Source organism: Streptomyces sp. (assembly GCF_035645055.1).
In the GTDB taxonomy this organism is placed as follows: Bacteria; Actinomycetota; Actinomycetes; order Streptomycetales; family Streptomycetaceae; genus Streptomyces.
The window spans coordinates 1-13,138 of record NZ_DASQNH010000021.1 but is presented as its reverse complement, the minus strand read 5'-3'; the positions used below and the strand labels follow the sequence as shown (position 1 = coordinate 13,138).

The window sequence follows — 13,138 nt, the reverse complement described above, 5'->3', positions numbered from 1 at the left end:
GATGACCGAACCGGCGGCGGCGCGCCCGGCGGCGAGCGCCCCGCTGCGCCAGGTGTCCGTCCGGTCCGCCGCCCTGGCGGGCGCGGAGATCGTCCGGATGGCCCTGCGGACCGTGCACTTCGTGCTGCCGGGCGGGGTCGACGACCCGGCCGCCCCGAGCGGCGGCAACGCCTACGACCGGCGGGTCTGCCTGGATCTGCCCGGCTTCGGCTGGCAGGTCCGCCGGCTCGTGGTGGCCGGTTCCTGGCCCCGCCCGGACGCCGCGGCCCGCGCCGAACTGGCGCGGGCCCTGCGTGACGTGCCGGACGGCGCGGTGGTGCTGCTCGACGGACTCGTCGCCTGCGGCGTCCCCGAGGTCGTCGTCCCGGAGGCGGAGCGGCTGCGGCTCGCCGTGCTGGTCCATCTGCCGCTCGCCGACGAGACGGGCCTGCCGCCCGGTACGGCCGCCGAGCTGGACACCCGGGAGCGGGCGGTGCTGCGGGCGGTCCCGGCGGTGATCGCCACCAGCGACTGGGCGGTCCGCCGGCTCGTCGCCCACCACGGGCTGGCGCCCGAGCGCGTGCACGCCGCCGCGCCCGGCGCCGACATCGCGCCCCTCGCACCCGGCACCGACGGGGTGTCACGGCTGCTGTGCGTCGCCGCGGTCACCCCCCGCAAGGGGCAGCACCGGCTGGTGGAGGCGCTGGCCGCGGTGACCGAACTGCCGTGGAGCTGTGTGTGCGTGGGCGGGCTGACCCAGGACCGGGAGTACGTCGCCCGGCTGCGGGCGCTCATCGACGGCCACGGCCTGACGGGCCGTATCCACCTCGCGGGCCCGCGGTCCGGGGCCGCTCTCGACGCGAGTTACGCCGCCGCCGACCTCATGGTCCTCACGTCGTACGCCGAGACGTACGGCATGGCGGTCACGGAGGCGCTGGCGCGCGGTATCCCGGTGCTGGCCACGGACGTGGGCGGGCTCCCGGAGGCGGTCGGCCGCGCCCCCGACGGCGGGATGCCCGGCATCCTCGTCCCGCCGGAGGACCCGGCCGCGCTCGCCGCGGAGCTGCGCGGCTGGTTCGGCGAGGCGGATGTGCGGCGCCGTCTCAAGGCCGCCGCGCGGGGCCGCCGGGCCGCCCTCGGCGGCTGGGCCGCCACCGCCCGGTCCCTCGCCGGCGTACTGAGCCGGCTCCCCGGCGAACCACGGAGGGCGGCATGAACGACACCGGTACGACGGCGCGGCGCGGCGGCCCGATCCCGGCACGGCCGGACGGGAGGACCGCGACGACCCCGGCACCCGGGGTCATTCCCGGCGCGGGGCCCACCGTCCGCCCCGGCGAGCGGCCCACCGTACGCCTCCGGGAGGGCGGCGAGGCCGAGGAGCCGCCGCGGTACGCGCCGCAGTGGCTCCAGCTGCGGGAGGCCGCCGACGCGGTGGCGCGGGCGGCGGAGCTGGTGGAACCGCTGCGGATCCGGCTGGCCGATCTGCCCCGGCGCGGCGGCGGACTCGTCGTGCACGACGTGGGCTGCGGCACCGGCTCGATGGGCCGCTGGCTCGCGCCGCGGCTCGACGGCGCCCAGCACTGGGTGCTGCACGACCGCGACCCCTACCTGCTGCACTTCGCCGCCGCGGCCTCCCCACGCGCCGCCGCCGACGGCAGCCGGGTGACCGTCGAGACCCGGCGCGGCGACATCGCCCGGCTCACCCCGGACGCCCTCGCCGGTGCCTCCCTCGTCACGGCGTCCGCGCTGCTGGACGTCCTCACCGGTGAGGAGGTGGACACCCTCGCCGCCGTCTGCGCGGATGCCGGGTGCCCGGCCCTGCTGACGCTGTCCGTGGCCGGCCGTGTCGAACTCACCCCGCGTGACCCGCTGGACGCGGAGATCACCGAGGCGTTCAACGCCCATCAGCGGCGCTCCGGGCTGCTCGGCCCGGACGCGGTCACCGCGGCCGGCGAGGCGTTCGCCGCGCGGGGCGCGACGGTGCGGGTGCGGCCGAGTCCCTGGCGGCTCGGGCCCGGCGACGCCGAGCTGACGGCGCAGTGGCTGCGCGGCTGGGTGGGCGCCGCCGTCGAGCAGTGCCCCGGACTGGCGGCGCGCGCCGGGACGTACCTGGCGGGGCGGCTGGCGGCCTGCGCGGCGGGGGAGTTGCGGGTCACGGTCCACCACAGCGACCTGCTGGCGCTGTGCCGTCCGGCCGGTGAGGTCTCGTGAGGACGTCCCGCACCGCGCGTGCCCGTCTCGGGGCGATCGCCGGGGCCGCCGTCCTCGCCGTCCTCCTCTGGCGGCTGGGCACCGGCGCGTTCCTGGGCGGACTGCGGCGGATCGACGGGCCCGCGGTGCTGGCGGCGGTCGGGATCGGCCTGGTCACCACGGCGTTCAGCGCCTGGCGCTGGCAGCTGGTGGCCCGCGGGCTCGGCATCCGGCTGCCGTTCGGGCCGGCGGTGGCGGGCTACTACCGGGCGCTGTTCCTGAACGCGGCCCTGCCCGGCGGAGTCGTCGGCGATGTGCACCGGGCGGTACGCCACGGGCGCAGCGCCGGGGATCTCGGCCGGGGGGTGCGGGCGGTGGTGCTCGAACGGACCGCCGGGCAGGTGGTGCTGGCGGTGGCGGGCGCGGGAATCCTGCTGACCGTGCCGTCCCCGGTGCGCACGGAGGCCCGGCAGCTCGCCCTGCCGGCGACGCTGGCGGCGGTGGGCGTGGTGGCGATCGGTCTCGCCCTGTGGCCGGACCGGAGCCCGAGGGCCCGTCTCCGGTCACTGGGCGCCGAGGTGCGCGCGGCACTGCTGTCCCGCCGCAACGGGCCGGGCGTCGCCGTCGCGTCCGTCGTCGTCCTGGCCGGGCATGTCGCGATGTTCCTGCTGGCCGCCCGGGTGGTGGGCAGCGATGCCTCCGCGGTGGCGCTGCTGCCGCTCGCGGTGCTCGCCCTGCTCGCCATGAGCCTGCCGTTCAACGTGGGCGGCTGGGGTCCTCGGGAGGGCGCCACGGCCTGGGCGTTCGGGGCCGCCGGACTGGGCGCGGGCAACGGCCTCGCGGTCGCGGTCGTCTACGGAGCGCTGGGCTTCGCGGCGAGTCTGCCGGGCGTGCTCGTGCTCGCCGCCCGCTGGAGCACGTCGTCGCGGGCGGCCGGCACGGCGGGCGGAGAAGCCGCGCCCGCCGTACCGGAGCCCGTGCCCGCGGGCGCCCGCTACGCCCGCTCGACCCGTACGACCCGTACGCCCAGTTCATCAGTTTCGTCTGTTCCGTCTTGCTCGGAGGTGAGCAGCGTGAAATACGCGGCGAAGGAATCCACCAGACTCGCCAGCAGTTCCTTCCCTTTTGCCGCGGTGCCCAGGGAGGGCCTGCCGATGACTCCGGAATCGGTATAGGCGGACATGCCGGTGGTGAGCAGATGACGCCGGTCGTCGGCGATGAGATCGGCGGTCTCATAACCGGGCCGGACCGATTCCGGATGGGCGTGCAGCAGGATGGAGGTCTCTATTTCCCCCGCGTGCATGTCGGTTTGCAGGGAGGTCGCCACCCCGGCCCGTTCCCGTGCCGTCTCCCAGTCCTCCGGGGCGGGGAACAGGGCCATCCGCTCGCCGCGCGCGGCGGCCTCCTGGACGACGTTGCCCAGGACGTAGTTGCCGCCGTGCCCGTTGACCAGCACCAGGGCCTCGACGCCGGAGCGGCGCAGCGAATCCGCCATGTCCCGGATGACCGCGTGCAGGGTCACCGAGGAGATGCTGACGGTTCCCGGCCAGCCCGCGTGCTCGTGTGAGCAGGAGACGGTCACCGGGGGCAGCAGATGCACCGGGTACGCGGCGGCGATGTCCCGGGCGACGGCGCAGGCGACGAGCGTGTCGGTGGCCAGCGGAAGGTACGGGCCGTGCTGCTCGAAGCTCCCGACCGGGAGGACGGCGACCTGCCGTGTCGAACCCGCCCCGCGAGCGCGTACGTCCTCCGTCGTGTCCGCCGGAAACAGACCCGCACCATTCATATTCTCACGGCCTTTCGACTCTGATTGGGAAGTCAGATCATGACAGAGAACCTCGGCGTCATCGGCGGTAAGCCGACGCACCGCACCGGTGTGGAACGCGTGGTGAATGCCCCGCTGCCCACCGTGTACGGACCGTTTCAGGCGATCGGATATCTCGACCACGACCGCGGTGAGGAGCAAGTGGCGCTGGTGCACGGCGATCTCGGCACCGACCGGGTGCTCACCCGGCTGCATTCCGAGTGCCTGACCGGCGACGCGTTCGGCTCGCGGCACTGCGAGTGCGGTGACCAGCTGGCGTCGGCGCTGCGCGCGGTGGCCGCCGAAGGGGCCGGTGTCGTCGTCTATCTGAGAGGGCACGAGGGCCGGGGCATCGGGTTGCTGGGCAAGTTGCGGGCGATGGCGTTGCAGGCGGAGGGGCTGGACACGGTCGAGGCGAACGTCGCGCTCGGCCTGCCGGTGGACGCCCGGGACTACGGGTCCGCCGCGGGGATCCTCCAGGACCTGGGGGTGCGCTCGGTGCGGCTGATGTCCAACAACCCGCGCAAGCGGGAGGCGTTGGTGCGGCACGGCATAGAGGTCGCCGAACAGGTTCCGCTGCTCATACCCCCGTGTGAGAACAACATCACCTACCTGCGGACGAAGCGGGAGCGGATGGACCACCATCTGCCCCATCTGGACGCGGTGGCGCACTGGTCCTGAGGCCCCGGACGGCCGCCCTCCCCCCGAGCGCCGAGCGCCGACCGGCTGGTGGCCGGCGCTCGGCGGGCCCCGCCCGGGCTACCGCGGCGATGACCCGGACACCGGCGCGACCACCTCGTGGACCAGCCGTTTGAGGTCCGGGTAGACGGTGTGCGAGCGGCGCGGGCGCAGCTGGGTCAGGAACTGCACGGTCAGATCCCGGCTCGGGTCGACCCAGAACGTCGTCGTGGCCACCCCGCTCCAGCCGAACGTACCGAGCCCGGAGGGCGCCTGGGTGCGGGACGGGTCGATCACCACCGACACGCCCAGCCCGAAGCCGACGCCCTCGTTGCCGGGCGCGTCGTGCGCGGGGTGGCTGCCGAAGGAGCGCAGGTCGGCGCCGCCGGGCAGCTGGTTGGCGGTCATCAGGCCGACCGTCTCCGGTGCGAGCAGCCGTTCGCCGTCCAGTTCCCCGCGGCGGCGCAGCAGCTCCATGAACCGGTGGATGTCGTACGCGCTCGCCACCAGGCCGCCGCTGCCGGACAGGAACCGCGGCCGGCCGCGCAGCGGCAGCCCGGGGATAGGCTCGATGCCGCTGCCGTCCTCCTTCTCGCCGTACAACTCAGCGAGCCGCCCCGCCTGTTCGTCGTCCACCTGGAAACCGGCGTCCGGCATGCCGAGCGGCCGGAAGATCCGCTCGGCGAAGAACTCGTCCAGCGGCCGCCCCGACACCACCTCGATGATCCGGCCCAGCACATTGCTGGCCACCGAGTAGTTCCACTGCGTGCCCGGTTCGAACTGGAGCGGCATCCGCGCGTACACCTCGACCGTGCCCGCCAGATCGGTGCCGGGCGCCACCGACGAGTGCAGACCGGCCTCCCGGTACAGGGCGTCGACCGGGTGGGTGTGGTAGAAGGCGAAGGTCAGGCCGGCGGTGTGGGTCATCAGATGCCGGATCCGTATCGGACCGGCGGCCGGCCGGGTGCGGACCTCCTCGCCGGAGCCCTCGACGTGGACGCGGGCGTCGGCGAACTCCGGCAGGTACCGGGCGACCGGGTCGTCCAGCGCCAGCCGGCCCTCCTCCATCAGCAGCAGCGCGGCCACCGCGGTGACCGGTTTCGTCATGGAGTAGATCCGCCACAGGGTGTCCGGCTCCACGGGCAGTCCGGCGGCGATGTCGCGGTGCCCGTACGTGGTGAGGTGGGCGACCCGGCCGCCGCGCGCGACGGCCACGAGGAAGCCCGGCAGCCGTCCCGCGTCGACCTGGCGGGCGAAGTGCCGGTCCAGCCGGCCGAGCGCCTTCGCGTCCAGTCCCGCCTCGTCCGGCTCGACCTCTTGTCGCAGCTGTGCCATCGCTCTCCTCCGATCGCGTTCCTCGAGGTGCGATCGGGCATACCCCGTGCAGATGCCCTCAGACCTCATCGTCGCGCGGCACGCCGCTCCGGGCCCGTCGTGACGTGCGTCCCCGTGGATCCCTCCGCCCCCTTCGTGCCCTTCGTCCCGGCCCGCCCCGGCAGCGCGCCCCCGAGCAGCGCGCCCAGCGCCGCCACCGCGGCGAGGACCGGCAGGGGGGTGCGCAGGGAGCCCAGTTCGGCGAGCAGGGTCGCCGTGGCCACTCCCAGCACGGGGCCGAGGTTCAGCGCCGTCTGCTGGAGGCCGCCCGCCACGCCGGCCGACTCCACGGGGGCATGCCGTACGACGACATGCGTGGCCGCCACCATCACGGTGCCGAATCCGGCTCCGACCAGCGCGAACCCCGCGCACAGGGAGATCGTGCCCGACGCGGCGGACAGCACCGCGATGCCCGCGGCGAGGACGAGTGCCGCGGCCGTGGTCGTCCGCCGGGCACCCGCCCGCCGCAGCAGCACGGCGCTGACCGGCGCGGCGGCGATCATCAGCAGGGCCAGCGGCAGGCTGCGCAGCGCGGTCTGCAGCGGGTCGAGGCCGAAGGTGTCCTGGAGCAGGTACACACAGATGAACAGGGCGCCGTGCAGGGCGGCCGAGGCGGTCACGAGCATGCCCAGTGCGGAGCCGATGGCCGCCGACCCCACGACGCGGGCGGGCAGCAGCGGGCTCGCCGCGCGCCGCTCACGCCGTACGAACGCCGCCCCGGCGACGGCCGCCACGGTGAGGCCCGGTGCCGCCGGACCGGCCCCGGCGGACTCGGACAGGGCGGCGAGGGCGTGCACGAGGGCGGCGAGGGCCAGGGCGAGCAGCAGCGCGCCGGGCAGGTCCAGCCGTACGGCGGTCCGTGGCGGCTCGGGGTTCCGCGCGGCCAGGGCGAGCAGCCCGAACAGCAGGGCCGGTACGACGTGCAGGAGGAACACGGAGCGCCAGCCCAGCTCGGTCACCAGCGCCCCACCGAGGACCGGGCCCGCGGCGGCGGCCACCCCGATGGCGGCGGTGCGGACGGCGAGGGGCGTGCGCAGCCGGTCCGGCGGGTAGGCGGCGCGCAGCATACCGAGTGTCGCGGGCTGGAGCAGCGCCCCGAAGACGCCCTGGGCCACCCGCAGGGCGATCACCCAGCCGATGCCGGGGGCCAGCGCGATCCCGGCCGACGTGGCGCCGAAGCCCAGCATGCCCAGGCCGAACAGGCGCCGGTGCCCGTACCGGTCGCCCAGCCGTCCCGCGAACACCAGCAGCGCGGCCACCGCGATGAGGTAGCCCGTGGTGGTCCACTGGACCTGGGCGAAGGAGGCGTCGAGGTCGCGCTGGAGGGTGGGCTGGGCGATGGTCAGGATGGTGCCGTCCAGGGCGACCACCACCGCACCGGCGACACTGCTCGCCAGCGTCAGCGGGCCGCTCGGCGGGCGGTTCGCGGAGCGGTTCACGGAGCGGTTCACCGGGCGGCGCCGGGGCCGAGGTGGGCGTTCAGGACGGTGTGCAGCAGGGGCGTGTAGTCCTCGCTGCCGGTGGCGAGCTGGAGGCTGCCCCAGCACCACAGCTGGGCGACGCCGTGCAGGTTCGCCCACAGCGCGCCCGCCACGGCCCGGGCATCGGCGTCGGGACGGGCCCGGCCGACCAGGTCCACCAGGAGCCCGAAGAGCGGAAGGCTGGTGTCCCGCAGACCCAGGTGGCCGCTGACCAGCAGGTCGTGACGGAACATCAGCTCGTACATCCCTCGGTTGCCGAGCGCGAACTCAAGGTAGACCCGGCCGAGCGCCGCCACCTGCTCGCGCGGGTCCGCCGGACCGTCGCCGGGGGCCAGCGCCTCCCGCGCCCGCTCGCCCAGCGTGTCGAAGCCGCGGCGGGCGATGGCGGACAGCAGTTCCAGATGGGTGGGGAAGTAGCGGCGCGGCGCCCCGTGCGAGACCCCGGCCCGGCGGGCGATCTCGCGCAGCGTCAGCGCCTGGGCGCCCTCGCGGGTCACGAGGTCGACGCCGACCTCCACGAGTCGGGCCCGCAGGCCGGGGCCGGGTTTCTCGGCAGTAGTCATAGACACTGTCTACCAGCTTGCGTAGACACTGTCTACTCACGGGTGCGGGCGGCGAAGCGGCGGTGTACCGGCGGGGAAGCCGTGGGTGCGGGCGCCCACCACCACGACCAGCGCCGGCACCAGCAGCACCAGCACGCTCCACGGGAACGCGGCCGCCCCGAACAGGCCGAGCAGCACGCCGCCGAGCACCCCGCCCCCGGCCATCGCCGCGTTCCACAGCGTGACGAGCATCGCCTGCGCGGCGTCCGCCTGTTCACCGGCCGCGTCCGCGACGGCCGTCTGGAGCAGGGTGGGCGCGCCGCCCCAGCCGAGCCCCCACAGCGCCGCCGCGAGCCACACCAGCGCGGGTGTGCCGGCGTATCCGGCGAGCAGTGCCGCCGCCAGGCCGACCAGCAGGGTGCTCGTCACGGTGAGGGCGCGCAGCCGCCGGTCGATGTGCGCGCCGACGATCCAGACGCTCAGCAGGGAGGCGCCGCCGAACACCAGCAGCACCAGGTCGGCCCGGTCGCCCATGCCGTACCGGTCGAGGAACGTGGCGATGTAGGCGTACAGGACGGTGTGCGCCAGCACGAAGACCAGGGTGACGGACAGCACCGGCGCCACACCGGGCACCGACAGCGCCCGCAGCATCGGGCCGCGGTCGCCCGTCCGCCGCCCCGGCCGGTCCGGGACACCCAGCGCGATCCAGCCGAGCAGCGCCGCGGTGACCGCGGTCATCAGCCAGAAGGCCGCGCGCCAGCCCAGCACCCCGCCCAGATACGTCCCGGCGGGCACCCCGAGCGACAGCGCCACCGGGACGCCGGTCATCACGACCGCGACCGCCTTGCCCTGGACGGCGGGCGGCGCCAGGCGGCGGGCGTATCCGGCGAGCAGTGCCCAGGCCAGGCCCGCGGCCACCCCGGCCGTGAACCGGGCGGCCATGGTCAGCGGATAGCTCGCGGAGGCGGCGGTGACCGCGTTGGCGACGGCGAAGGCGGCCATCGCCGTCAGCAGCAGCCGCTTGCGCCGCCAGCGCGCGGTGGCCGCGGACAGCGGGATCGCGGTGAGCGCCGTACCGGCCGCGTACACCGTCACCGACTGCCCCGCCGCGCTCTCGCCCACCCCGAGGTCCGCGCTCATCGCGGGCAGCACGCCCGCGGGCAGGGTCTCGGTGAGACTGGTGACGAAGACGGCGGTGGCCAGGGCGAGGAGGGCGGTCAGGGGAAGCCGGGGCGGGACCGCTTCCGGGTCCCGCCGGAGTGCTGGCTGGAGAGGAGTCCGGTTTCGCATGCCCGCAGGTTCGGGCCTGACACCGGTGTCAGGTTCAAGGAGCGGGCTCGGACCCGCGACGGCTCACGGGCGGTTGACGGTCCGGGTCACACCGGCGACGACGGCCGTCGCCAGGATCCAGCCGGTGAGCACCAGCACATACGCCAGCGCCTGGCGCCAGCCGGTGGGCGCGAACGCCGCCTCCTGCCCGAAGGAGATCACCGGCAGCAGCAGGTCGAGGGTGTAGAACACCGGGTCGAAGTCCGGGGCCTCGCCCGGCTTCAGCGGCGGCGGATGCTCCAGCGCGTAGGCGACCGAGCCGACGGCGAGCAACGACAGCAGCCAGCCGAAGGCCCGCATCGGCCGGAAGCCGTAGCCGACGGCGGCGTCCTGGACCCGGCCCCACAGCCGGCCGTACCAGGGGAGCGTGGAGCGGTGCCGGCGCTGCTTGGCGAGCTGCACCAGCCGGGCCGCGTGGTCGTCGCCGATCCGCCGGTAGGCGGCGGTCAACTGCTCGTACGCGTGCGGCACATAGCCGTCGCCGTCCCGCTCCAGCATCGGCAGCCGCCGCTCGGCGGGCATGTGCGGGGTGAGCGACGTGTAGGCGAGGCTGGCCAGCAGCACCCGCTCCGGCACCATCTCGGGCTCCACGAACAGCACCTCGATCTGGGCCCGGCGCAGGTTCAGGGTGCCCTCCATGGCGGGCCCCTTGCGCAGCCACAGCTCCCCGATGGTGCTGCTGCTCGCCCGCAGCGCCGCGTCGGAGGGGTTCGACAGATGGGCGTACGACATGTCCAGGCGGCCCGCGATCCGCGCGCCGCGCAGCCCGATCCACCCCCGGACCCGGGCCCGGCGCAGCTGGAAGTCCCCGTCGACGGTGAGGGTCTGTGCGTCCAGGGCGGTCTCCCCGTCCCGGTCGAGCAGGGCGTCGGCGAAGTTGACCGAGCCGGTGACGGAAGCCCCGTTGAGCCGGATCTCACCCCGTGCGCGCAGCCGCGGCGCCCACAGGTCGTCGTTGATGACCGCCTGGTTGAGCTTGAGGACGGGCCCCGTGCCGTCGGCGGCGGTCAGCTCGGCGTCCTCCAGGAACAGGGCGCCGGATATCTCCGTGCCGGCGAGCTGTACCGGCCCCGAGAAGCGGCAGCCGCTCAGCCGCAGGGTGCCGTCGACGCGGGCGCTGCCGAGCCCCAGGCCGGGCAGTACGGACCCCTGGAGGCTGAGCCGGCGCAGCTGGATGCCGTACAGCTCGGGCCGCTCGGTGAAGTGGCAGTGGCTGAGGCGGACCGGGTGGGAGCCGAGGACGGCGTGGGTGAGGTCGAGTGTGCCGGTGACGCGGGCACCGGACACCTTCAGCGCGGCGATCTCGCCGTCCTCCTGCGGGGCGTGCAGCAGCAGGGCCTTGAGCGCCGAGGCCCGCAGGGTGCGTTCGGGTCCCCAGGACGCCCCGGCCGCGGCGTCCTCGTCCTCGCGGGTGCGGAAGTCCACCCGCTCGCCACGGACGAAGGCCCGCCAGACGCGCAGCTCAGCCGGTGTCAGATCGTTGATCTCCATCGGTCGCGACTCTGGCGGGCCCCTGAGGCACTGTCAACTCACAGTTCCGGCCGCATGTTCCACTCGGCGATCACGGGCCGGTCGTGCTCGGTCGACAACCGGCTCACCGTGCCGGTGGCGAGCTGGAACAGCCGCCCCTCGGCGGGCGCCAGACCGAGGTGGCGGGCCGTCAGGACGCGCAGGAAGTGCGCGTGGGCGACCAGGACCACATCCCCGTCGGCCAGCGCGGGAGCGATCCTCGCCAGCACCCGGTCGGCGCGGGCCCCGGCCTCGGCCGGTGACTCACCCGGGTGCCCCTCCGGGCCCGGCGGGACGCCGTCCGTCCACAGGTCCCAGTCCGGGCGGGTGCGGTGGATGTCGACGGTGGTGACGCCCTCGTAGCCGCCGTAGTCCCACTCGCGCAGGTCCGGGTCGGGTATCGCCCCGGTCAGGCCCGCCAGTTCGGCGGTGCGGACGGCGCGGCCCAGCGGGCTGGTCAGCGCCCGTGCGAAGGTCCGGCCGGACAGGAGCGGAGCCAGGGACTTGGCCTGTGCCTCACCGTGCCCCGTCAGGGGCAGATCGGTGAAGCTGGTGTGCTGTCCCGAAAGGCTCCACTCCGTCTCGCCGTGCCGGACGAGCAGCAGATCCCCCACTCGTGTCGCCTACTTCTTCGCCGACTCGACGGCGTGGCCGCCGAACTGGTTGCGCAGCGCGGCGATCATCTTCATCTGCGGCGAGTCGTCCTGCCGCGAGGCGAACCGCGCGAACAGCGAGGCCGTGATCGCGGGCAGCGGCACGGCGTTGTCGATGGCGGCCTCCACCGTCCAGCGGCCCTCACCGGAGTCCTCCGCGTAGCCGCGCAGCTTCTCCAGGTGCTCGTCCTCGTCGAGGGCGTTGACCGCGAGGTCCAGCAGCCAGGAACGGATGACCGTGCCCTCCTGCCAGGAGCGGAAGACCTCGCGGACGTCGGTCACCGAGTCGACCTTCTCCAGCAGCTCCCAGCCCTCGGCGTAGGCCTGCATCATGGCGTACTCGATGCCGTTGTGGACCATCTTCGCGAAGTGGCCCGCGCCGACCTTGCCGGCGTGGACATAGCCGTACGGGCCCTCCGGCTTGAGCGCGTCGAAGATCGGCTGGACCCGGTCGACGTGCTCCTTGTCGCCGCCGACCATCAGCGCGTAGCCGTTCTCCAGGCCCCACACCCCGCCGGAGACCCCGGCGTCGACGAAGCCGATGCCCTTGGCGCCCAGCTCGGCGGCGTGCTTCTCGTCGTCCGACCAGCGGGAGTTGCCGCCGTCGACGACGGTGTCGCCGGGCTCCAGCAGGTCCGCCAGCTCGTCGATGACGGACTGGGTGGGCGCGCCCGCCGGGACCATCACCCACACGGTGCGGGGGGCGTCGAGCCGCTCGACGAGTTCGGCGAGGCCGCTCACGTCGGAGAGGTCGGGGTTGCGGTCGTAGCCGACGACGGTGTGGCCCGCGCGGCGGATCCGCTCGCGCATGTTGCCGCCCATCCTGCCCAGGCCGATGAGTCCGAGTTGCATGGTCATCACTTCTCTTCCTTGAGGTCGCGGTACGCGGCGACGAGCGCGGCGGTGGAGGGGTCGAGGCCGGGCACGTCGGCGCCTTCGGTGAGCGCGGGCTCGACCCGCTTGGCGAGGACCTTGCCCAGCTCGACGCCCCACTGGTCGAAGGAGTCGATGTTCCAGACGGCGCCCTGCACGAACACCTTGTGCTCGTACAGCGCGATCAGCTGGCCCAGCACCGACGGTGTCAGCTCGGGGGCCAGGATCGTGGTCGTCGGGTGGTTGCCCTTGAAGGTGCGGTGCGCGACCTGCTCCTCGGCGACGCCCTCCGCGCGGACCTCGTCGGCCGTCTTGCCGAAGGCGAGCGCCTGCCCCTGCGCGAACAGGTTGGCCATCAGCAGGTCGTGCTGCGCCTTGAGCTCGGCGCTCAGCTCGCCGGCGGGGCGGGCGAAGCCGATCAGGTCGGCCGGGATGAGCTTGGTGCCCTGGTGGATGAGCTGGTAGTAGGCGTGCTGCCCGTTCGTGCCCGGGGTGCCCCACACGACCGGTCCGGTCTGCCAGTCGACCTCGTGCCCGTCCCGGCCGACGTACTTGCCGTTGGACTCCATGTCCAGCTGCTGGAGATAGGCGGTGAACTTGGACAGGTAGTGGCTGTACGGCAGCACGGCGTGCGACTGGGCGTCGTGGAAGTTGTTGTACCAGATGCCCAGCAGGCCCAGCAGCAGCGGGGCGTTGGCCTCGGGGGGCGCGGTGCGGAAGTGCTCG

The 13,138-nt window shown here is 74.5% G+C and carries 11 protein-coding genes and 2 pseudogenes; 4 read left to right on the top strand and 9 right to left on the bottom strand.

The window, feature by feature from the left end; all coding sequences use genetic code 11:
• Position 1: 1 nt before the first annotated feature.
• The 3 genes and pseudogenes from VE614_RS06680 to VE614_RS06670 all read left to right on the top strand — a co-directional run.
• Complete coding sequence (locus VE614_RS06680; protein ID WP_324933920.1) at positions 2-1,195, top strand: glycosyltransferase family 4 protein; 1,194 nt, start codon at positions 2-4, stop codon at positions 1,193-1,195.
• A complete protein-coding gene (locus tag VE614_RS06675; RefSeq protein ID WP_324933570.1) occupies positions 1,192-2,190 on the top strand; it encodes a methyltransferase domain-containing protein in 999 nt (332 codons plus the stop codon). Before VE614_RS06680 ends, VE614_RS06675 begins: the two co-directional genes overlap by 4 nt.
• Positions 2,187-2,993, top strand: a pseudogene (locus VE614_RS06670) (lysylphosphatidylglycerol synthase transmembrane domain-containing protein); the annotation flags it as partial. The gene VE614_RS06675 and the pseudogene VE614_RS06670, both read left to right, overlap by 4 nt.
• A 170-nt stretch (positions 2,994-3,163) precedes the next feature.
• Here the strand turns inward: VE614_RS06670 and VE614_RS06665 are convergent.
• The gene (locus tag VE614_RS06665; RefSeq protein ID WP_324933567.1) at positions 3,164-3,955 is read right to left on the bottom strand and encodes a creatininase family protein; all 792 of its coding nucleotides are present in this window, start codon (positions 3,953-3,955) and stop codon (positions 3,164-3,166) included.
• A 39-nt stretch (positions 3,956-3,994) separates the two neighbouring features.
• On the opposite strand from VE614_RS06665, the gene ribA reads away from it, so the two are divergent.
• Positions 3,995-4,654, top strand: coding sequence for a GTP cyclohydrolase II (gene ribA / locus VE614_RS06660; protein WP_324933565.1), 660 nt, complete (start codon positions 3,995-3,997; stop codon positions 4,652-4,654).
• Positions 4,655-4,732: 78 nt separating this feature from the next.
• Here ribA and VE614_RS06655 read toward each other — a convergent pair whose 3' ends face one another.
• The 8 genes and pseudogenes from VE614_RS06655 to VE614_RS06620 form a co-directional block, all read right to left on the bottom strand.
• Positions 4,733-5,986 carry a serine hydrolase domain-containing protein gene (locus tag VE614_RS06655; RefSeq protein WP_324933562.1) on the bottom strand — a complete coding sequence of 418 codons (1,254 nt, stop codon included), beginning with the start codon at positions 5,984-5,986 and terminating at the stop codon, positions 4,733-4,735.
• Positions 5,987-6,051: 65 nt separating this feature from the next.
• Complete coding sequence (locus VE614_RS06650; protein ID WP_324933559.1) at positions 6,052-7,464, bottom strand: MFS transporter; 1,413 nt, start codon at positions 7,462-7,464, stop codon at positions 6,052-6,054.
• Between the two features lie 8 nt (positions 7,465-7,472).
• Positions 7,473-8,069 carry a TetR/AcrR family transcriptional regulator gene (locus tag VE614_RS06645; protein WP_324933556.1) on the bottom strand — a complete coding sequence of 199 codons (597 nt, stop codon included), beginning with the start codon at positions 8,067-8,069 and terminating at the stop codon, positions 7,473-7,475.
• Positions 8,070-8,105: 36 nt separating this feature from the next.
• Positions 8,106-9,338: an MFS transporter gene (locus VE614_RS06640; RefSeq protein ID WP_324933554.1), complete on the bottom strand. Its 1,233-nt coding sequence runs from the start codon at positions 9,336-9,338 to the stop codon at positions 8,106-8,108.
• Positions 9,339-9,401: 63 nt separating this feature from the next.
• Positions 9,402-10,868, bottom strand: a complete 1,467-nt coding sequence (locus VE614_RS06635) for a membrane-associated oxidoreductase (RefSeq protein WP_324933551.1) — start codon at positions 10,866-10,868, stop codon at positions 9,402-9,404.
• A 38-nt stretch (positions 10,869-10,906) separates the two neighbouring features.
• Positions 10,907-11,500, bottom strand: a complete 594-nt coding sequence (locus VE614_RS06630) for a histidine phosphatase family protein (RefSeq protein WP_324933548.1) — start codon at positions 11,498-11,500, stop codon at positions 10,907-10,909.
• Positions 11,501-11,509: 9 nt separating this feature from the next.
• Positions 11,510-12,391, bottom strand: coding sequence for a phosphogluconate dehydrogenase (NAD(+)-dependent, decarboxylating) (gnd, locus tag VE614_RS06625; RefSeq protein ID WP_324933918.1), 882 nt, complete (start codon positions 12,389-12,391; stop codon positions 11,510-11,512).
• Positions 12,392-12,396: 5 nt separating this feature from the next.
• Positions 12,397-13,138 (bottom strand): annotated as a pseudogene (locus VE614_RS06620) (glucose-6-phosphate isomerase); the annotation flags it as partial.